This window comes from Phytohabitans flavus (genome assembly GCF_011764545.1).
Taxonomy (GTDB): Bacteria; Actinomycetota; Actinomycetes; order Mycobacteriales; family Micromonosporaceae; genus Phytohabitans; species Phytohabitans flavus.
Map to the genome: position 1 here is coordinate 5,382,123 of NZ_AP022870.1, position 20,056 is coordinate 5,402,178.

Genomic DNA, 20,056 nt, shown 5'->3' on the forward strand with positions numbered 1-20,056 from the left:
GGGTGACCTGTTTTCGCCCGATCGTGCGGGGCCGTCACCCGCTCTGCGCCGGCAGCGATCCTACGTCGGAGCCGGTGCCGCCCACCGGCTGGGCTGCTGGCGGCCGGCCCGTACCCTCGGCGCCGTGCCCGACATCGATGGACCGCGACTGCTGCGGGTAGCCGGCGTCTTCCTGGCCGTGGGGAGCCTGGCCTGGTTTGTCGTCGGCCTGGTCTTGGCGATCACCTTCGACCCTCCCGACCAGCCGCACTGGCTGGCCCTGCTCGGTGTGTCGCTCGGGCTGGTTGTCGCGATCTTCGGCGGTGTCGTGGTGGCGATCGGCGAGCACCTTACGGTGGAGCGCCGGTGGCGCGAGGATGTCCGCCGCGGCATGGCCACCCTCAGCGACCTGCGCCCCGGTGACGCCAACGAGGCCGCGCAGGTCCTGACCTGCCGCCTGGAGATAGAGGTGGACGGGCAGGACTCCCGGCACGGCGAGCACCGCACCTCGGTCGGGCCACTGGACGCGGCCCGGATGGTCGAGGGCGCCACGTTTCCCTGCCAGACCAGCCCGTCGGTCCCGAAGCGCATCCGCGTCTGGCTCTACGCCGACCCGGAGGCGACCGAGCTAACCGGCCGCTACCTGGACTTCCGCCCGCTCTGAGGCGTCCGGCACGGCTGCCTCGGCCGCCGACGCGGGCGGGTCGGCGGGTGGTGCGGTGGGCCGCAGTGCCCAGACGACCGCGAGGGTAGCCAGCCAGACCAGGCAGGCGCCGAGCATGTGGGCGCCGACAAGCAACACCGGCAGGTCGGTGAAGTACTGGACGAAGCCGATCAGCCCCTGGCCCAGCTCGACCACGAGCAGCACCGCCGCCGCGCGTGCCGCCACCCGCAGGCCCATCGCGCGCAGGGCCAGCCAGGCGGCCAACGTCAGGCCGATCAGCAGGAACACGAGGTCGGCGTGGACCTGGGAGATGGTCTCCGGGTCGAGCCCGTTGCGGGCGGCGCCGTGGTCACCCGAGTGCGGGCCGCTGCCGGTGACCCACGTACCCACGACGAGGACAGCCGCGCTGGCCACGGCGAGCACCCAGCCCAGCAGCCGCAGGGGCGGCGGTGGCGAAAAGACGGCGGCCGGTGGTGGGCCGGTGGCTCGCCAGAAGGCATACGCCAGGGCGATCACCGCGATCGACGCGAGGAAGTGCAGGCCGACGACCCACGGGTTGAGGTCGGTCAGGACCGTGATGCCGCCGATCACGCCCTGCGCGGGGATGCCCAGGAAGACCGCGATCGAGAGCCACCGCAGGCGGCCTCGGTGCCGCCAGGCGGCCAGCACGCCGGCGACGGCCACCGCCGCGACCGCGAAGGTCAGCAGCCGGTTGCCGAACTCGATGACGCCGTGGATGCCCATCGCGGCGGTCGCCGTATACGACTCGTCGGTGCAGCGCGGCCACGTCGGGCAGCCCAGGCCGGAGTCGGTAAGCCGCACGGCGCCGCCCGTCACCACGATCGCGACGTTGGCGACGACGGAAGCCAGGGCTAGGCGGCGCAACACGACAACTATGTTACGTAGTAGCGGCGGCTCGGGAGACGGCGGGTTCACGAGAGGCGCTTGACGATGGCCTCGGCGAAGCGTTCCGGCGCTCCGCCGGCCGTGCCCAGGAAGAGCGACGGCTCGGTGAGCTCCAGCTCGACGAGTACCGGCAGGTCGTCCGGGCCGGGTATCAGGTCGACCCGGGCGTACAGCAGGCGGTCGGCGCCACCCGGTACGGCCGCGAGCGCCTTCCGTGCGATCTCAATCTCGGCGTCGAGCGGCGTGCGGGGCCGGATCGTCTCCTCTTTGTACAGCCCTTCGACGGCCTCGTCCGGCCCGGTCAGCATCGCGCCCTTGCGGATCGCGTGGCTGAACGCGAGATCTCCCTCGGCCGGAAAGAAGAGCAGCGCGGTCTCGCCGTACGTGTCGATGGCCGCCAGGTACGGCTGCACCATCACCAGCCGCCCGGCCAGCCCCAGCCGCGCCACGTGCGCGACGGCGAGCTCGCGGTGCTCGGCCCGGTCGAGGTCGTACCGCCCGGTGTCGAGGCTGCCCGCGCCGACGGCCTGCTTGACCACGAACTCACCGCCCGGCGGCGGCTCCCACACCTCGCCCGGCTCGACCCAGATGGTGGGCACGACGGGCACGCCGGCGGCGGCGAGCTCGCGCAGGTAGCGCTTGTCGGTGTTCCAGGCGACGACGTCGGCCGGGTTGGCCAGGCGGGGCACGTTGGCGGCCCACGCGATGAACTCCTCGCGCCGGGCCACGTAGTCCCACGGCGAGCGGATCACCGCGAGGGCGAACGAATCCCAGTCGACGGTTGGTGCGTCCCACACGACGGGCACTGCCTCGATGCCGCGCTCGCGCAGCGCCGGTACGACGAGCTTGTCGTCGGTGTCCAGCTCGGGGATCTGGTCGCAGGTAACGAGAGCGACCCGGGATCGCTCCCGGGTCGCTTGGACAGAATTTTCGTTCAACACAACTGTCAACGAGCGAGCGATCGCCGGCCCATCGACCTCCACAGGTCGTTGCTCGGGCGCATCTGGTCCATGAGATCGCGCTCCCACTCGTTTTCCACCTCGACGCCTGCCTTGGCGCACGCCTGGCGCGCCACGTCGGTGGCGTCGGCGAACTGGTCCGCCCACTCACCGTCCCCACCAACGAGGACGATGCGGGCACCCCGCTTGCCGACGTACTCGATGACCGCCTTCGCGCCGCCGTGGCCGGCGGCAAATGCCCGGATGCCCGCGACGAGGCCGTTGGAGGCCTGCGCCGTGGCTGTCGGGCCAGCGGTCATGTTGGTATCGGAACCATCTGCCATGCGACCGAGCGTAAGCAGAGTTGCGCGGCGTCAACGCCCCCCTCATGTTTTTTTGTGATGCCAATTACCCGACGTTTAACCTGCGTATCCCTGAGGTTTTGCCCGATTTATGGCATTAAATCAGCCCAATTGGTCTGGACAAAAGCGACACTATTCCGGCCTGGAATCGGGCACGCGACTATTCCGGCGTTTCACGGTCGAAACGGACGCTCGTGCTGTCCACGCTCCGCGACATTGTTCTTGGGCTTGTGCCCTCGGCGGAACGTCAGACGAGGGCGTCGACGGCGACCGCGACGAAGAGAATCGTCAGGTACGTGATGGTCCAGTGGAACAGCCGCATGGGGCGCATCTGCTCCCCACGCTTGGCCCGGCCCACGAGCGCGTACGCCTCGCGGAGCAGCAGCACGCCGGTGACCAGCGCGGTCAGCCCGTAGATGGGGCTGAGGCCGATCGCGCGGCCGAGCGGCCATGCGGCGAGCGACGCGGCCACGGTCAGCCAGGAGAAGAGCAGTATCTCCACGTTGACCCGGCGCTGCGAGGCGACCACCGGCAGCATCGGGATGCCGGCGCGGGCGTAGTCGGCCTTGAACCGGATCGCCAGCGCGTAGAAGTGCGGCATCTGCCAGAAGAACACGACGGCGAAGAGAGCCCACGCGGTTACGGAGAGTCCACCAGTCACCGCGGCCCAGCCGATCAGCACCGGCGCGGCGCCGCAGACGCCACCCCAGAACGTGTTCGCCGGGGTGCTCCGCTTGAGCCAGAGCGTGTAGATCACGTCGTAGTAGAAGATCGCGGCGAGCGTGAGCCCGGTGGCCAGCCAGTTGGTGAACGCGGCCATCAGCGACACCGACACCACACCGAGCACGAGGCCGAACGCCAGCGCGCTGCGCGGCGAGACCCGGTGCGCCGGCAGCGGGCGCCGGGACGTGCGCTTCATGACCTGGTCGATGTCGCGGTCGATGTAGCAGTTGAGCGCGTTCGCCGCGCCGGCCGCGAGCGAGCCGCCGACCAGCACCACGGCCACGAGCCACAGCGACGGGATGCCACCGGCCGCGAGCATCATCGCCGGCACGGTGGTGACGAGCAGCAGCTCGACGATGCGCGGCTTGGTCAGCGCCACATACGCCTTGATCACGGCGAGCACGTCGCCCCCGCGCAGGCGCTGCCGGGGCGGTACCAGGTCGCGCGGGGCGACCGGCACCAGCGGCCGGGCGGCGGCCGGCGGGTGTGGGCGCTCGGTGATCGTACTCACGTGATGGGTCACCTTCCGGGCGTCGGCGCTGTGGCGCGCGGCTGAGGCGGTCGGCTCGCGACGCGGCGATCCGGCAAGGTCAACGCGCCGAGCGTCAGGGTACGCGCTGGCAGAACGCGACCTACTACGACCCCACGTAGAAGAGCGGAGCGTGCCGCCGGTCACAGCTTGTTGTCCCACACGTCGGCCGGTCACCCGGCGCACGTTTAGCACGGGTAGATAGGGTCATCGCAAGAGGGTTGCCGCATTGCCGAGGAGCACACAACGTGACCGCGAACGAAGCTTCATTGCCCTGGTCTGACCTCGACCGTAAAGCGGTCGATACTGCCCGCATCCTGGCCATGGACGCGGTGGAGAAGGCCGGCAACGGCCACCCCGGCACGGCGATGAGCCTGGCGCCGGCGGCCTACCTGCTCTTCAACAAGCTCCTCCGGCACGACCCGACCGATCCACAGTGGCCTGGCCGGGACCGGTTCGTCCTGTCGATGGGACATTCCAGCCTCACCCTCTACGTCCAGCTGTACCTGTCCGGCTACGGGCTGAGCCTCGACGACCTCAAGTCGCTGCGGCAGTGGGGCTCCGCCACGCCGGGTCACCCCGAGCACGGGCACACGGTGGGTGTCGAGACCACCACCGGGCCGCTCGGGCAGGGCGTCGGCAACGCGGTCGGGATGGCTTTCGCGGCGCGGCGCGAGCGGGGTCTGTTCGACCCGGACGCCGAGCCCGGCCAGTCCCCGTTCGACCACTACATCTGGTCCTTCGCCTCGGACGGCGACCTCGAAGAGGGCATCAGCCACGAGGCGAGCGCGCTCGCCGGGCACCAGAAGCTGGGCAACCTCATCCTGCTGTGGGACGACAACGAGATCTCGATCGAAGACGACACCCGGATCGCGAAGAGCGAGGACATCGCCAAGCGGTACGAGGCGTACGGCTGGCACGTGCAGACCGTCGACTGGCGGGGCGGCCACCACGCCGACGAGGGTGAGTACCACGAGGACGTCGAGGCGCTGTACGCCGCGTTCGAGGCGGCGAAGGCGGAGACCGAGCGCCCCTCGTTCATCGCGCTCCGCACGATCATCGCGTGGCCCGCGCCGACCAAGCAGAACACCGGCAAGGCGCACGGCTCGGCCCTCGGTGCCGAGGAGGTCGGCGCGACCAAGAAGCTGCTCGGCTTCGACCCGGAGGGGTCGTTCGCCGTGGACGAGAAGGTGCTCGCCCACGCCCGCGAGGTGGTCGACCGCGGTCGGTCCGCGCGCGCCGACTGGCAGAAGGCGTTCGACGCCTGGGCCGCCGCCAACCCCGAGCGCAAGGCGCTCTTCGACCGGCTCGCCACCCGTTCGCTGCCGGCTGGCTGGACCGAGGCGCTGCCGGAGTTTCCGGCGGACTCCAAGGGGGTCGCGACCCGGGCCGCCTCTGGCAAGGTCCTCTCGGCGCTCGCGCCGGTGCTCCCCGAGCTGTGGGCGGCTCGGCCGACCTCGCGGAGAGCAACAACACGACGATGAAGGGCGAGCCGTCCTTCGTCCCGCCGGAGCACGCGACCAAGGAGTTCCCCGGCAACCTCTACGGCCGCACGCTGCACTTCGGCATCCGCGAGCACGCGATGGGCGCGATCCTCAACGGCATCCTGCTGCACGGCGGCACCCGGCCGTACGGCGGCACGTTCCTTGTCTTCAGCGATTACATGCGCCCGGCGGTCCGGCTGGCCGCGCTGATGAAGCTGCCGGCGATCTACGTCTGGACGCACGACTCGATCGGCCTCGGCGAGGACGGCCCGACGCACCAGCCGATCGAGCACCTCTCCGCGCTGCGCGCGATCCCCGGCCTCGACGTGGTGCGCCCGGCCGACGCCAACGAGACCTCGGTCGCGTGGCGCCTCGCGCTGGAGCACAAGGACCGCCCGACCGCGCTGGCGCTCACCCGGCAGGCGCTGCCGGTCCTGGACCGGAGCGAGGTGGCGAGCGCCGAGGGCGTGGCCAAGGGCGGGTACACGCTCGCCGACGCGGCCAACGGCCAGCCCAAGGTGATCATCATCGCCAGCGGCTCGGAGGTGCAGCTCGCGCTGACCGCCCGCGAGCGGCTGGAGGCCGAGGGCACCCCCACCCGCGTCGTCTCGATGCCTTGCCAGGAGTGGTACCGCGAGCAGGACGAGGCCTACCGCGAGTTGGTCATCCCGCGCGGCGTGCGGGCGCGGGTGAGCGTCGAGGCCGCGATCGCGATGTCCTGGCGCGACCTGATCGGTGACTGCGGCGAGGCCGTGAGCATCGAGCACTACGGAGCGAGCGCGCCGTACAAGGTGCTGTTCGAGCAGTTCGGCTTCACCGCCGACCGTGTGGTGGCTGCCGCGCACGCGTCGCTGGCGAGGGTCGGCGACATCACTGGGTCCACAACGGGTAACTGAGGGAGATTGGTACTCATGACTGACCGGCTTGGTGAGCTGTCGGCCGCCGGTGTGGCGGTGTGGCTCGACGACCTGTCCCGCCCGCGGCTGGAGTCCGGTGGACTCGACCAGCTGCGCCGCGAGAAGCACGTGGTGGGTGTGACCACCAACCCGACGATCTTCGCGAAGGCGCTCAGCGACGCCGCCTCGTACGACTGGCAGCTGCGCGACCTGGCCCTGCGCGGCGTCTCCGTCGAAGAGGCGGTACGCCTGCTGACCACGTACGACGTGCGGTGGGCGACCGACGTGATGAAGCCGGCGTACGACGCGTCGGCGGGTGTCGACGGGCGGGTGTCGATCGAGGTCGACCCGCGCCTGGCGCACGAGACCGAGAAGACGATCGCGGAGGCCAAGTCGCTGTGGTGGCTTGTCGACCGCCCCAACCTGTTCATCAAGATCCCGGCGACCCGGGCGGGCCTGCCGGCGATCACCGCGACCCTCGCGCAGGGCATCAGCGTCAACGTCACGCTGATCTTCTCGCTGGAGCGGTACGGCGAGGTCATGGAGGCGTTCCTGGCCGGCCTGGAGCAGGCGAAGCTCAACGGTCACGACCTCACCAAGATCGGTTCGGTGGCGTCGTTCTTCGTGTCGCGTGTGGACACCGAGGTCGACAAGCGCCTCGACAAGATCGGCAGCGAGGAGGCCAAGGCGCTCAAGGGCAAAGCGGCGATCGCCAACGCCCGCCTGGCCTACGAGCGGTACACCAAGGTCTTCAGCTCCGCCCGGTGGCAGGCGCTCGCCGACTCGGGCGCGCACCCGCAGCGTCCACTGTGGGCGTCCACTTCGACCAAGAACCCGGCCTTCCGCGACGTCATCTACGTCGAGGAGATGATCGCCCCGGGCGTGGTCAACACGATGCCCGAGCCGACCATCCACGCGTACGCCGACCACGGCGAGACCCGTGGTGACACGGTGACCGGCTACTACGACGACGCCCGCAAGGTGCTCGACGACCTCGCCGGGCTCGGCGTCGAGTACGACGACGTGGTCGAGACGCTGGAGCGCGAGGGCGTCGAGAAGTTCGAGGCGAGCTGGGTGGAGCTTCTGCAGACCGTGGAGAACCAGCTGTCAAATGCCACCAATGCGTGAAGTTGAGGCGGCCGCGGGACTTGCCGTCTGGGGCGCGGATGCCATTGGCTCCGCGGCCCGGGCGGCCCTCGTCAGAGACGGGATCCCGGGGCTCCTCGTGCGGAAGGACCCGACGCTCTGGGGTCCCGACGCGGAGGCCGAGGCCAAGATCCGGCTGGGCTGGATCGACACCCATCGGCGCAGCTGGGAGCTGCTCCCGCTGCTCGCCGAGCTGAAGGAGGAGCTGGCCGACCTCGACCGCGTGGTGCTCGCCGGCATGGGCGGCTCGTCGTTCGCCGCCGAGGTGATCGCGCGCACGCTCGGCCGGCCGCTGACCGTGCTCGACACGACCGATCCGGGCCAGATCGCGCGTGCCATCGCCGACCGCCTCCACCGCACTGTCGTCGTCGTGTCCAGCAAGTCGGGTACCACCATCGAGACCGACAGCGTGCGCCGGGCGTACCTGGGCGCGTTCCTCGACGCCGGGCTGACCCCGGCCGAGGCCGGGCGGCACTTCGTGATCGTGACCGACCCCGGCTCGCCGCTGGAAGATGTCGCCCGTGACATGGGCGCCACCGTGGTGCTCGCCGACCCCGAGGTGGGCGGGCGGTACGCGGCGCTGACCGCGTTCGGCCTCGTGCCCGCGGCGCTGGCCGGGGTCGACGTGGCCGAGCTGCTCGACCAGGCCGAGGAGCTGCTGCCCGCGCTCTCCGCCGGCGGCGACAACCCCGCGCTCGCGCTGGGGGCCGCGCTCGGCGCGGCGACGACCACGGGCAAGGACAAGATCGCGCTGGTACCGGACGGTACCGGCATCGTCGGCCTGGACGAGTGGGCCGAGCAGCTGCTCGCCGAGTCCACAGGCAAGGAGGGCACCGGCATGCTGCCGGTCGTGCTCGAGTCGCCGGACGCACCGGTCGACGGCGCCGACGTGCTCACCGTGACGCTCGGCGGCTCGCTGCCGGCCGGCGCGGTGCCCGGCGGCGGCGTACGCCCCGACGTCGCGGTCAACGGCCCGCTCGGCGCCCAGTTTCTGACCTGGGAGTTCGCCACAGCGCTGGCCGGCCGGGTGATCGGGATCGACCCACTCGGCATGCCCAGCAAGAGCGAATCCAAGGAGAACATGGCGGCGATCCTCGCCGCCGGCCCGCCCGCCGAGGAGCCGTCCTTTGTAGATGGCGCCATCGCGGTGTACGGCGCGGCCACTTCTACGCTCGCCGGCACGCTCAGCGCCGTCCTGCTGGAGGCGCGCCCGAATGGTTACCTCGCGGTGATGGCCTACCTCGACCGGCACGCCGACGCCGACGCCGCGGAGCTGCGGCCGATCCTCGCCGCGATCGCCCGCCGCCCGGTGACCTTCGGGTGGGGCCCGCGCTTCTTGCACTCCACGTCGCTCTACCACAAGGACGGGCCACCCCTCGGCGCGTTCCTCCAGATCACCGGCGCGGTCGCCACCGACCTGGCGGTGCCCGGCCGTCCATTCACGTTCGGCCAGCTCCAGGCCGCCCAAGCGGCCGGTGACCGGCAGGCGCTGGTGCGCCGGGGCCGCCCCGTGGTACGCCTGCACCTGACGGACCGGGCGTCGGGCATCGTTCAGCTGCTGGACGCTGCCCGGTCCCTAGGGAACTGAAAGGATAGTCCCGTGGGTAATGCGTTGCGCGATCCCCAGGACCGGCGGCTGCCGCGGATCCCCGAGCCCTGCGCTCTGGTGATCTTCGGAGTGACCGGCGACCTGGCTCGCAAGAAGCTTCTACCGGCCGTCTACGACCTGGCCAACCGTGGCCTCCTGCCGCCCGGTTTCGTGGTGCTCGGGTTCGCCCGCCGCGACTGGGACCACGGCACGTTCGAGCAGATGGCGTATGAGGCGGCGAAAGCACACGCGCGCACCCCGTGGCGCGAGGAGGTGTGGGCGCGGCTGTCCGGCAATCTGAAGTTCGTCGGTGGCGCGTTCGACGACGACGCGGCGTTCGACACGCTCGACCGCACGCTCGACGAGCTGCGCGACACGCACGGCATCGGCGGCAACGCGGCCTTCTACTTCTCCATCCCGCCATCCGCCTTCCCGACCGTGCTCAAGCAGCTCGCCCGCACCGGCATGGCCGACAACGAAAAGTGCGGCGGCTGGCGGCGCGTGGTCGTGGAGAAGCCCTTCGGCACCGATCTCTCCTCGGCCAAGGCGCTGAACGAGCTTGTCGACGACGTGTTCACCGGCCAGGACGTGTTCCGCATCGACCACTACCTGGGCAAGGAGACAGTGCAGAACATCATGGCGCTGCGCTTCGCCAACTCCCTGTTCGAGCCGGTGTGGAATTCCAAGTACGTCGACTCGGTGCAGATCACGATGGCCGAGGACGTGGGCATCGGCACCCGCGCGGGCTTCTACGACGCCACCGGTACCGCCCGCGACGTGCTTCAGAACCACCTGCTCCAGCTGCTCGCCCTGGTCGCGATGGAGGAGCCGACGAGCTTCGACGCCTCCGAGATCCGCGCCGAGAAGCTCAAGGTGCTGCGCGCGATCAGCCTGCCCAAGGACATCCACGAAGGTACGGTCCGGGGCCAGTACCTCCAGGGCTGGGTCGGCGGCGAGCGGGCCAAGGCGTACCTGGACGAGGATGGCGTGCCGCAGGACTCCAACACGGAGACGTACGTGGCGGTCCGCCTCGGCATCCAAAACAGGCGCTGGGCCGGTGTCCCCTTCTACATTCGGGCCGGCAAGCGGCTGCCGCGGCGGGTGACCGAGGTGGCGGTGCTGTTCAAGATGGCGCCGCACCTGCCGTTCTACCCGACCGACGTCGAGGCGCTCGGGCACAACCAGCTGGTGATCCGGGTGCAGCCGGACGAGGGCGTGGTGCTCAAGTTCGGCTCGAAGGTGCCCGGCACCACGATGGAGCTGCGCGACATCGCGATGGACTTCCAGTACGGCGAGGCGTTCACCGAGCAGAGCCCCGAGGCGTACGAGCGGCTGGTCCTCGACGTGTTGATCGGTGACCGCACCCTCTTCCCGGACGCCGCCGAGGTCGAGCAGAGCTGGCAGGTCATCGACCCGCTGGAGGAAGCCTGGCAGGGCCACAAGCCGGAGCCGTACCGCTCTGGCGAGTGGGGCCGCGGGCGTCCGACGAGATGCTGGCCCACGAGGGCCGTCACTGGAGGCGTGCATGATCGGCTTGTGGGACACCACAGGAAACGAGGTCGTCAAGGCTCTCGCCGCTGAGCGGCGCAGCGCCGGCGGCGTCGCCAGCGGCATGGCGCTGTCGCTCATCGTCGTGGTCGACGAGAAGCGGGTGCGCGAGGCCGAGGCGGCCGCCACGATCGCCACGTCCCAGCACCCGTGCCGCCTGCTGATGGTGGTCCGCTCCGACTTCGAGCGGCCGATCAACCGCCTCGACGCGGAGATCGTGGTCGGTGGCCGGCTCGGCCCGTGCGAGGCGGTGGTCATGCGCATGTATGGCCGGCTCGCGCTGCACGCCGAGTCGGTGGTGATGCCGCTGCTCGTACCGGACGTGCCGGTGGTCACCTGGTGGCACGGCGAGCCGCCGGAGCTGATCGCCAACGACTTCCTCGGTGTCGTGGCCGACCGCCGGATCACCGACACCGGGCAGGCCGACGACCGGATCGCGGCGCTGCGGCAGCGGGCCAGCGACTACGCGCCGGGCGACACCGACCTGGCGTGGACCCGCATCACCCCGTGGCGCACGCTGCTGGCCGGTGCCTTCGACACGATCGACGCGCAGGTCACCGGGGCGACGATCGTGGCGCCCGCCTCCGACCCGACGGCTGCGCTGATGAGCGGCTGGCTCACCGCCCGCCTGGGGATCCAGCCCAAGCTGGAGGCGACCGAGGACTTCCCGCGCATGCGCTCGGTCACGCTCCACTGCTCCACCGGCGACGTGCTGTCGCTGACCCGCGAGGACAGCATGGCCACGTTCTCCCGTACCGGCCACGCGGTGCGCAACCTGCCGCTGGTCCGCCGCCCCACCGGTGAGGAGCTCGCGGAGGAGCTGCGCCGCCTGGACGCCGACCAGATCTACGGTGACGCGTTGGGCGCGTACGCCGGTGTGTCTGGTCTGGAAGGTCGGGCGCACAAGCGGGTGCACATCTGGAAGGACCCGGTGTTGGCCCCCGCCAGGAGGTTACGTCCGTCCCCGCTCCCGCGCCGGCCGCCGTCTCGGCCGCGGCTCCCACCAGCGAGAGCGTGCCCTCGGCCCCGGCCGCAGCTACCGAGAGTGAGTCCATTGATGGGTGAGACAAGCGTCATCGTCCACTCGGACGCGAAGGTGCTCGCCCAGGCCGCCGCGGCGAGGCTTGTCGTCAAGCTCATCGACGCCCAGGCCGCCCGCGGCTTCGCCAGCGTCGTGCTGACCGGCGGTCGGATGGCGGCGACGGTCTACGAGGCCGTCGCCGGCATGCCCGCCCGCGACGCCGTCGACTGGTCGCGCGTCGACCTGTGGTGGGGCGACGAGCGCTTCGTCCCCTCCGGCGACCCGGAGCGCAATGAGGTCCTCGCCCGCGAGGCCCTGCTCGACGCGCTTCCGCTCGACCCGGCCCGGGTGCACCCGATGCCACCCTCGGACGGCCCGGACGGCGACGACCCGGAGGCTGCCGCCGCCCGGTACGCCCAGATGCTCGCCGCCGCCGCCAAGCCCGGCACCGCCCAGCTCCCCCACTTCGACGTGCTGATCCTCGGCGTGGGCGAAGACGGGCACGTGGCGTCGATCTTCCCGGAGCACCCGAGCGCGTATGAGACCCGCCCGGTCAGCGCCGTACGCGGCTCGCCCAAGCCCCCACCGGTCCGCATCACGCTCACCCTCCCGACGATCAACACCGCCGAAGAGGTCTGGCTGATGGCCGCCGGCCCGGAAAAGTCCAGCGCCGTGGGCATGGCCATGGCCGGCGGTGGCCCGGTGCAGGTGCCGGCGTCGGGGGTGCATGGCGTGGAGCGCACGCTGTGGCTCCTGGACCGCGCCGCGGCGGCCGAGGTCGCGCCGAAGCTCCGCAGTCTCCGATAACGCGGTCAGTCGGCCGCCTTCACCGGTAACACTCGGTGGAGGCGGCCTTCGGCTTATCGCGAGCGGAAAACTGTGGCCTTCGCGGCGGTCAGAACTCGCCGCGGCGGCGACGAAGGGCCGCCAGCGCCTCGGCGAGCAACGCCTCGCCGTCAGCGTCGCTGCGCCGCTCCTTCACATACGCCAAGTGGGACTTGTAGGGCTCGGCGCGCGCCGGGCCGGGCGGGTTGAGCTGGTCCAAGCCCCCGGCTGGCCGCAGCGGGGGCAGTCCCACGTGGCCGGCGGCGCGACCTCGGCCGCCAGCAGGACTTCGATCGAGTGGCCCTTGGCGCACCAGTACGTCACGGGCCTGCGGGGGCGGGGTCGCACCGCTCGGTGGGCCGGACAGGGCCCGATCCGACGCGAGTGCCGCGGATGGCGCTGCCATGTGGCACGGCTCTTCGCTCCTGTCGTCGAGTGAGGGTTCGACGTCGCGATTGACGTTCATCCGGCCCGGAGCACCGCCTGGCGGCGCGAAGGGCCGAACTGTCGTCACTTGGGAACCACTGGGTACATCAGACCGCGCAGAGTCTATGACTACGTACGGTGCAGAGGGCCCTAAGAGTTCATCGCGAGTTTGAGCCAAAGGCCCAGGCCGACAATGCAGGCAAACCAGACGATACCCACCAGAATGGTGTAGCGGTCCAGGTTTTTCTCCGCCACCGACGAACCGGCGAGGCTGGTGCTCACACCGCCACCGAACATGCTCGACAGACCACCGCCCTTGCCGCGGTGCAGCAGGATCAGCAGCATCAGCAGGAAGCTGGTGATGACAAGCAACACGATCAACGTGTACGCGAACGCGATCGGCATGGTGGCGGTCAGTCCTCTCGACGCAAAGCCCGTCGTCGTGCCAAACCCGCTGGCGGGCTGTATCGACGGTGGACACCGTAGGCTCACCAAGGATAGCGGAAGCGGATCCGGCAGGGCCGGCCCGTACCGCCCCCATATCCGGTGCGAACCGGCCCCGACCGGCCAGCATGACGATATGAATCACCGCCCGCCGTTGACACAACGCGCAACAACCGGTTGGGCGGGCGCCCCCACCTCGCTGACCAGCGCAAACGTCCTCAGGCCGAAAAACGTTTTGCGCGGCCGGCAGGAAGCGGCAGGATGGCGCGAGTACCGGCCAGGACCCCTGTGAGGAACAAGTCGGATATGGCGCCCCAGAACGCCGAGGCCACGGTGGGTTCCCTGCTACGCCGGTACCGTCTGGCGGCCGGCCTCTCCCAGCAGGAACTCGCGACCGGCGCGGCGGTAAGCGTCCGGACGATTCGGGACATCGAGCGCGAACGGGTCGACAGCCCACGCGCTCCCTCGTTGCGCCGGCTCGCGCAGGCGCTGGCGCTGGCGCCGTCCGACCGTGACCGGCTGCTCGCCGCGCTGCCCGGCCCTCGGCCCGTGACCCGCACCGACCGGCGGCTGCGGGTGGAGGTGCTGGGACCGCTCTCGGTGCGTACCGGTCCGGCGGAGGTCGACCTCGGTCCTGCACCCCAACGTGATCTCCTCGCGCTGCTCGCGATCCAGCCGGGGCGGGTGGTCAGCCGCGACGAGATCGTCGACGTGCTCTGGGGTGATCAGCCGCCGAAGACCTGCCTGAGCATGGTCCAGACGTACGTGGGGCGGCTGCGCGGGCGCCTCGACCCCGACCGCGAGCCGCGCTCCCCCGGCGACGTCATCCGGCTGGCCGGCGACGGGTACGCGATCGACCTGGACGCCGCGCAGCTCGACCTGGCGCAGTTCCAGGACCTTGTCGAGCTGGGCACCGGTACACCCGACCCGTCCACCGCGGTCGACCTGCTCGACCACGCGCTGCGCTGCTGGCGCGGCCCGGTGCTGGGCAACGCGAGCCCCCGCCTGCGCTCCCACCCGGCCGCCGTGGCCGTGGGCCGGCAGCGGCTGCGGGCCGCCCTGGCGTACGCGGACCTGGCCGCCGACCTCGGACTCCACGAGGCCACCGTGGCCCGGCTCCAGGAGCTGGCGCCCGACGAGCCGCTGCACGAGGGCCTGACCGCCAAGCTCATGGTCGCGCTGGCCGGCTCCGGCGAGCGGGCCGCCGCCCTGTCGCTCTTCGCCGAGGTCAGCCGCCGCCTCGGCGACGAGCTGGGCGTCGAGCCCTCCGCCGAGCTGGGCGACACCCACCTGCGCATCCTCCGGCAGGAGCAGGTCGTCCGGCGTGCGGACCCGCGGCCGCGCCAGCTCCCGGCGGCGGTACCGAGCTTCACCGGACGGGCCACCCAGCTGGAACGGCTCGACGCGCTGCTCGCCCGCGAGCGCTCCGGGCATGGCACCGCCGTGGTGATCGCGACGATCGACGGCAGCGCCGGGGTGGGCAAGACCGCACTAGCCGTGCACTGGGCGCACCGGGCCGCCCACCGCTTCCCCGACGGCCAGCTCTACGTCAACCTGCGGGGATTCGACCCGGCCGGACCGGTGCCGGCGGGCGAGGCGGTACGCGGCTTCCTCGAAGCCCTGCACGTGCCGGCACAGCGGATGCCGGTGGGGCTGGACGCTCAGACCGCGCTCTACCGCAGCCTCCTCGCCGGCCGCCGCATGCTTGTGGTGCTCGACAACGCGCGCGACGCCGACCACGTACGCCCGCTGCTGCCTGGCTCCCCCGGCTGCCTGGTGATCGTGACCAGCCGCGACCAGCTCGCCGGCCTCGTCGCCGCCGAGGGCGCGTACCCCGTACCGCTTGATCTGCTGGACCCCGACGACGCCGCGCAGCTCCTCGCGCGCCGCCTTGGCGCGGACCGTGTGGCCGCCGAGCCGGAGGCGCTGGCCGAGATCACGCGGGCCTGCGCCGGCCTCCCCCTGGCCCTGGTGATCGTGGCCGCGCGGGCCGCGACGCGGCCCATCTCCCTCGCCGCGCTCGCCGACGAGCTACGGAAAGCGCGCGGCGGGCTGGACGCGTTCTCCGGCGCCGACCCGGCCACCGACCTGCGGGCGGTCTTCTCCTGGTCGTACCGGTCGCTGAGCGAGCCCGCCAGCCGCCTCTTCCGGCTGCTCGGCCTGCACCCCGGCGCCGACCTGGCCGTGCCCGCCGCGGCCAGCCTCGCCGGCGTACCGGCCACCGAGGTGCCGCCGCTCCTGGCCGAGCTGGGCCGGGCCCGGCTGCTGGCCGAGCACGCGCCCGGGCGGTACGCGTTCCACGACCTGCTCCGCGCGTACGCCGCCGAACTCGCCGCGGAGACCAACCCGCCGGCGGAACGGCACGCGGCGCTGCACCGCCTGCTTGACCACTACCTGCACACCGCGTACGCGGCGGACGCCCAGCTCAACCCGCACCGCGACAAGATCGCCCGCACGCCGGCCCAGCCCGGATTGACGCTCGACGAGGTGGGCGACCAGCGGCAGGCGCTGGCCTGGTTCACCGCCGAGCACGCCACGCTGCTGGCCGTCATCGAGCGGACCGCCACGGCCGGCTGTGACACCCACACCTGGCAGCTGGCCTGGGCGGTCACCACGTACCTCGAGCGGCAGGGGCACTGGCACGACTGGGTTGGTGTGCAGGACCTCGCGCTCCAGGCCACCCGCCGCCTCGGCCGCCGAGGGGACGTGGCCGACGCCTACCGAAGGCTGGCCCGGGCGTACGCGCGGGTGGGCCGGTACATCGACGCGCACGTGCACTACTGGCGGGCACTCGACATCTTCGGCGAGGTCGGCGATCTGCTGGGCCTGGCCAACACCCACCGCAACCTCGCCTACATGTGCGGCACCCAGGGCCACCAGCGGGACGCGCTCTACCACGCGCGCAAGGCGCTCGACCTCTTCCGCGCCGCCGGTCACCGGGTCGGCGAGGCGAACGCGCTCAACAACGTCGGCTGGTACCACGCGCGCAACGGCGAGTACGTGGAGGCGCTGGAGCACTGCGAGCAGGCGCTCGAGCTGCTCCGGGAAATCAACGACCGGCCCGGCGTGGCGGCGACGCTGGACAGCATCGGGTACGCGTACCACCACCTGGGCAGGCCGCCCGAGGCGGTAGCGAGCTTCGAGCGGGCGCTGGCGATGTTTCGGACGGCGGGTGACCGGTCACACGAGGCCGGCACGCTCACCCACCTCGGCGACGCGTACCGCGCGGCCGGTGAACGCGAACGGGCCCGCCGCGCGTGGCGGCAGGCCCTCGTACTGCTGGAGGAGCTTGACCAACCCGAGGCGGACGAGGTCCGCGCCAAGCTGGCCGGCCTGGGATGAGCCGTCGCCAGCGCCGCTCTCGCGGCGCTGGCAATAACAAAACTCAGCGGGCGATGTGCTCCGGGAAGCGGCAGATCTGCACGAACTCCTCGGCGTCGATGCTCGCCCCACCGACCAGGGCGCCGTCCACGTCGGGCTGCGCCATGATGCTGGCGACATTGGCCGCCTTGACCGAGCCGCCGTACAGCACGCGCACGACCTCGGCCGTGGACTCGCCGAACTTCTCGGCGATCCGCTGCCGGATGGCCCCGCAGACCTCCTGCGCGTCCTGCGGCGTGGCGGTCTTGCCGGTGCCGATCGCCCACACCGGCTCGTACGCCACCACGACCTTCTCCACCTGCGCGGGAGTGAGGCCGGCCAGACCCGCGTCGAGCTGAGCGATCACGAACGGCACGTGCTCGCCCGCCTCGCGGATCTCCAGCCCTTCACCGATGCACATGATGGGCGCGAGCTCGTGCGTGAACGCGGCCTTCACCTTGATGTTGACCAGCGCGTCGTCCTCGTTGTGGTACTGCCTGCGCTCCGAGTGCCCCACGACCACGTACTGGCAGCCGAGCTTGGCCAGCATCGTCCCGGAGATGTCGCCGGTGTAGGCGCCCTTCGGGTGCGGTGAGAGGTCCTGCGCGCCGTACCCGAGCAGGAGCTTGTCGCCGTCGACAAGCGTCTGCACCGTGCGGATGTCGGTGAACGGCGGGAGCACCACCACCTCGACGTCGCTCAGCTGCTGCTCGTTGAGGCTCGCGGCGAGCTTCTGGACGAGCAGGTTGGCCTCGAGGTGGTTGAGGTTCATCTTCCAGTTGCCGGCCATCAGCGGCCGGCGCGCGGGCTGCGCCTTCCCTGCCATCACTGCTCCAACGCGGCGACACCGGGGAGGGTCTTGCCCTCCAGGTACTCCAGCGAGGCGCCCCCGCCGGTCGAGATGTGCCCGAACGCCGCCTCGTCGAGGCCGAGCGTGCGCACAGCAGCGGCCGAGTCGCCGCCACCCACCACGGTGAAGCCGTCGACCTTGGTGATCGCCTCGGCCACGCCCCGGGTCCCGGCCGCGAACGGCGCGAGCTCGAAGACGCCCATCGGACCATTCCAGAACACGGTCCTGGCCGAGGCGAGCGCCTCGGTGAAGAGCGCGACGCTGGCCGGGCCGATGTCGAGGCCGAGCCGGTCGGCCGGGATCGCGCCCGCCTCGACCACCTCGTGCTCGGCGTCGGCCGCGAACGCCGTCGCCGCCACCACGTCGACCGGCAGGACGATCCGGCCGGCGGCGCGGTCGAGCAGGTCACGGCAGGTGTCGACCATGTCCTCTTCGAGCAGCGACTTGCCGACCTCGTGGCCCTGGGCCTTGAGGAACGTGAAGCACATGCCGCCGCCGACGAGCAGCTTGTCGACCTTGGGCAGCAGCGCCTCGATCACCGCGAGCTTGTCGGAGACCTTCGAACCGCCGAGGACCACAACGTACGGCCGCTCGGTCTGCCCAGTCAGCTTGCTGAGCACCTCGACCTCGCGCAGCACCAGCCCACCGGCGAAGTGCGGCAGGCGGGCCGGCACGTCATACACACTGGCGTGCTTGCGGTGGACGGCGCCGAACGCGTCGTCGACATACGCCTCGGCGAGCGCGGCCAGCTCGTCCGCGAACGCGCCCCGCTCGGCCGTGTCCTTGCTCGTCTCGCCGGCGTTGAAGCGCAGGTTTTCCAGCAGCGCCACGTCGCCGGAGGCCAGGCTCGCGGTCACCGACTTCGCCGACTCGCCGACCGTGTCGGTGGCGAACGCGATGGGCCGGTCGAGCAGCTCACCCAGACGCTGGGCGACCGGCTCGAGCGAGTACTTGGGGTCGGGCGCGCCCTTGGGGCGGCCCAGGTGGGAGGCGACGACGACCCGGGCGCCCGCGTCGCTGAGCGCGCGCACCGTCGGCAGCACCGCGCGGATGCGGCCGTCGTCCGTGATCGTCGTGCCATCCAGAGGGACGTTGAGGTCGGCGCGCACGAACACGCGCCGACCCTCGACTCCCTCGGCGAGGAGGTCGTCCAGCGTCTTCATCAGAGCGAGGAACCCACCAGCTTGACGAGGTCCACGAGCCGGTTGGAGTAGCCCCACTCGTTGTCGTACCAACCGACGACCTTGACCTGGTTGCCGATCACCTTGGTGAGGCCCGAGTCGAAGATGCACGAGGCCGGGTCGGTGACGATGTCCGACGAGACGATGGCGTCCTCGGTGTAGGTGAGGATGCCCTTGAGCGGGCCCTCGGCGGCCGCCTTGAGCAGGCCGTTGACCTCGTCGACCGAGGTCTCGCGGCCGGCGGTGAAGGTCAGGTCGGTGGCCGAGCCGGTCGGGATCGGCACGCGCAGCGCAAACCCGTCGAGCTTGCCCTTGAGGTCCGGCAGCACCAGGCCGATCGCCTTGGCGGCGCCGGTCGAGGTCGGCACGATGTTGAGCGCGGCGGCGCGGGCCCGGCGGAGGTCCTTGTGCGGGCCGTCCTGGAGGTTCTGGTCCTGCGTGTACGCGTGGATGGTGGTCATCAGACCGCGCTCGATCGTGAGCTCGTCGTGCAGCACCTTGGCCATCGGAGCGAGACAGTTGGTGGTGCAGGACGCGTTCGAGATGACCGTGTGCTGGGCCGGGTCGTACTGGTCGTGGTTGACGCCCATGACGATGGTCACGTCTTCGTTCTTCGCCGGGGCGGAGATGATGACCTTCTTGGCGCCGGCCTCGACGTGGGCCTTGGCCTTGGTCGCGTCGGTGAAGAAGCCGGTCGACTCGATCACGACGTCGGCACCGAGGTCGCCCCACGGCAGCTTGGCCGGGTCGCGCTCGGCGAGCGCCTTGAACGTCTTGCCGTTGACGGTGATCTCGTCGCCGGTGGCCTTGACCTCGAACGGCAGGCGGCCCAGGATGCTGTCGTACTTCAGCAGGTGGGCGAGCGTCGCGTTGTCGGTGAGGTCGTTGGCGCCGACAAGCTCGATGTCGGCATCGGACGCCAGCACCGCCCGGAAGAAGTTGCGGCCGATCCGGCCGAAGCCGTTAATCCCAACGCGGATGGTCACGGTCCATCTCCTCGTTTTTTGTGATTTTGTCTCTTATCGGCCTCGTCGCCGTAGCTCTCTGACAGTAGCTGAGTAGGTGTTTCGGATTTGGCCCGGGGTGACCGGCTCGGGGCCGTCATCCTGACCTGTCCGCCTGCGTGCGGACACGTTCCGCCGGGTGTCGTCACACCCAGCGATTGGTTACCCGCTTTTCGGCTCTT

General features: G+C 71.1%; 13 protein-coding genes and 4 pseudogenes. 8 read left to right on the forward strand and 9 right to left on the reverse strand.

Going from position 1 to position 20,056, the window contains the following annotated elements; translation table 11 throughout:
• The first annotated feature begins 124 nt into the window (after positions 1 to 124).
• Positions 125 to 643: a hypothetical protein gene (locus Pflav_RS23420; protein ID WP_173038218.1), complete on the forward strand. Its 519-nt coding sequence runs from the start codon at positions 125 to 127 to the stop codon at positions 641 to 643.
• Here Pflav_RS23420 and Pflav_RS23425 read toward each other — a convergent pair.
• The 4 genes from Pflav_RS23425 to Pflav_RS23440 form a co-directional block, all read right to left on the reverse strand.
• Positions 608 to 1,531, reverse strand: coding sequence for a COX15/CtaA family protein (locus Pflav_RS23425; RefSeq protein WP_232071808.1), 924 nt, complete (start codon positions 1,529 to 1,531; stop codon positions 608 to 610). The genes Pflav_RS23420 and Pflav_RS23425 overlap by 36 nt on opposite strands.
• A gap of 44 nt (positions 1,532 to 1,575) precedes the next feature.
• A complete protein-coding gene (locus Pflav_RS23430; protein WP_173038222.1) occupies positions 1,576 to 2,487 on the reverse strand; it encodes an ATP-grasp domain-containing protein in 912 nt (303 codons plus the stop codon).
• Between the two features lie 8 nt (positions 2,488 to 2,495).
• On the reverse strand, positions 2,496 to 2,831 hold the full coding sequence (locus Pflav_RS23435; protein ID WP_173038224.1) for a hypothetical protein: 336 nt from the start codon (positions 2,829 to 2,831) through the stop codon (positions 2,496 to 2,498).
• Between the two features lie 265 nt (positions 2,832 to 3,096).
• The gene (locus Pflav_RS23440; RefSeq protein WP_232072727.1) at positions 3,097 to 4,011 is read right to left on the reverse strand and encodes a heme o synthase; all 915 of its coding nucleotides are present in this window, start codon (positions 4,009 to 4,011) and stop codon (positions 3,097 to 3,099) included.
• Between the two features lie 413 nt (positions 4,012 to 4,424).
• On the opposite strand from Pflav_RS23440, the pseudogene tkt reads away from it, so the two are divergent.
• The 6 genes and pseudogenes from tkt (at position 4,425) to pgl (ending at position 12,591) form a co-directional block, all read left to right on the forward strand.
• Positions 4,425 to 6,481 (forward strand): annotated as a pseudogene (tkt, locus tag Pflav_RS23445) (transketolase).
• 15 nt (positions 6,482 to 6,496) lie between these two features.
• Positions 6,497 to 7,609 carry a transaldolase gene (tal, locus tag Pflav_RS23450; protein WP_173038228.1) on the forward strand — a complete coding sequence of 371 codons (1,113 nt, stop codon included), beginning with the start codon at positions 6,497 to 6,499 and terminating at the stop codon, positions 7,607 to 7,609.
• Entirely contained in the window at positions 7,602 to 9,215 is a 1,614-nt protein-coding gene (locus Pflav_RS23455) for a glucose-6-phosphate isomerase (RefSeq protein WP_232071810.1), read from the forward strand. The genes tal and Pflav_RS23455 overlap by 8 nt, the downstream gene beginning before the upstream one ends.
• 12 nt (positions 9,216 to 9,227) lie before the next feature.
• Positions 9,228 to 10,744 (forward strand): annotated as a pseudogene (zwf, locus tag Pflav_RS23460) (glucose-6-phosphate dehydrogenase).
• Positions 10,741 to 11,703: pseudogene (locus tag Pflav_RS23465) on the forward strand (glucose-6-phosphate dehydrogenase assembly protein OpcA); the annotation flags it as partial. The pseudogenes zwf and Pflav_RS23465, both read left to right, overlap by 4 nt.
• A 117-nt stretch (positions 11,704 to 11,820) precedes the next feature.
• The gene (gene pgl / locus Pflav_RS23470; RefSeq protein WP_173042598.1) at positions 11,821 to 12,591 is read left to right on the forward strand and encodes a 6-phosphogluconolactonase; all 771 of its coding nucleotides are present in this window, start codon (positions 11,821 to 11,823) and stop codon (positions 12,589 to 12,591) included.
• A gap of 88 nt (positions 12,592 to 12,679) precedes the next feature.
• Here the strand turns inward: pgl and Pflav_RS48080 are convergent.
• Both Pflav_RS48080 and secG read right to left on the reverse strand, forming a co-directional pair.
• Positions 12,680 to 12,957, reverse strand: a pseudogene (locus Pflav_RS48080) (RNA polymerase-binding protein RbpA).
• Positions 12,958 to 13,185: 228 nt separating this feature from the next.
• On the reverse strand, positions 13,186 to 13,440 hold the full coding sequence (gene secG, locus Pflav_RS23480; protein ID WP_173038233.1) for a preprotein translocase subunit SecG: 255 nt from the start codon (positions 13,438 to 13,440) through the stop codon (positions 13,186 to 13,188).
• 345 nt (positions 13,441 to 13,785) lie between these two features.
• Between secG and Pflav_RS23485 the strand changes: the two genes are divergently transcribed.
• Positions 13,786 to 16,821: a tetratricopeptide repeat protein gene (locus Pflav_RS23485; protein WP_173038234.1), complete on the forward strand. Its 3,036-nt coding sequence runs from the start codon at positions 13,786 to 13,788 to the stop codon at positions 16,819 to 16,821.
• A 43-nt stretch (positions 16,822 to 16,864) separates the two neighbouring features.
• Here Pflav_RS23485 and tpiA read toward each other — a convergent pair whose 3' ends face one another.
• Genes tpiA through gap form a run of 3 tightly spaced genes read right to left on the reverse strand, consistent with a single transcriptional unit; the run spans position 16,865 to position 19,856 of the window.
• Entirely contained in the window at positions 16,865 to 17,665 is an 801-nt protein-coding gene (gene tpiA, locus Pflav_RS23490) for a triose-phosphate isomerase (RefSeq protein WP_173038235.1), read from the reverse strand.
• Complete coding sequence (locus tag Pflav_RS23495; RefSeq protein WP_173038236.1) at positions 17,665 to 18,852, reverse strand: phosphoglycerate kinase; 1,188 nt, start codon at positions 18,850 to 18,852, stop codon at positions 17,665 to 17,667. The genes tpiA and Pflav_RS23495 overlap by 1 nt, the downstream gene beginning before the upstream one ends.
• A complete protein-coding gene (gap, locus tag Pflav_RS23500) occupies positions 18,852 to 19,856 on the reverse strand; it encodes a type I glyceraldehyde-3-phosphate dehydrogenase (protein WP_173038237.1) in 1,005 nt (334 codons plus the stop codon). Before gap ends, Pflav_RS23495 begins: the two co-directional genes overlap by 1 nt.
• Positions 19,857 to 20,056 lie beyond the last annotated feature (200 nt).

Excerpts from the sequence above, each read along its gene's own strand:
- Pflav_RS23435 (WP_173038224.1), bottom strand. The coding sequence starts at position 2,831 with ATGGCAGATGGTTCCGATACCAACATGACCGCTGGCCCGACAGCCACG.
- tal (WP_173038228.1), top strand. The coding sequence starts at position 6,497 with ATGACTGACCGGCTTGGTGAGCTGTCGGCCGCCGGTGTGGCGGTGTGG.
- Pflav_RS23455 (WP_232071810.1), top strand. The coding sequence starts at position 7,602 with ATGCGTGAAGTTGAGGCGGCCGCGGGACTTGCCGTCTGGGGCGCGGAT.
- pgl (WP_173042598.1), top strand. The coding sequence starts at position 11,821 with ATGGGTGAGACAAGCGTCATCGTCCACTCGGACGCGAAGGTGCTCGCC.
- secG (WP_173038233.1), bottom strand. The coding sequence starts at position 13,440 with ATGCCGATCGCGTTCGCGTACACGTTGATCGTGTTGCTTGTCATCACC.
- Pflav_RS23485 (WP_173038234.1), top strand. The coding sequence starts at position 13,786 with ATGGCGCCCCAGAACGCCGAGGCCACGGTGGGTTCCCTGCTACGCCGG.
- tpiA (WP_173038235.1), bottom strand. The coding sequence starts at position 17,665 with ATGGCAGGGAAGGCGCAGCCCGCGCGCCGGCCGCTGATGGCCGGCAAC.
- Pflav_RS23495 (WP_173038236.1), bottom strand. The coding sequence starts at position 18,852 with ATGAAGACGCTGGACGACCTCCTCGCCGAGGGAGTCGAGGGTCGGCGC.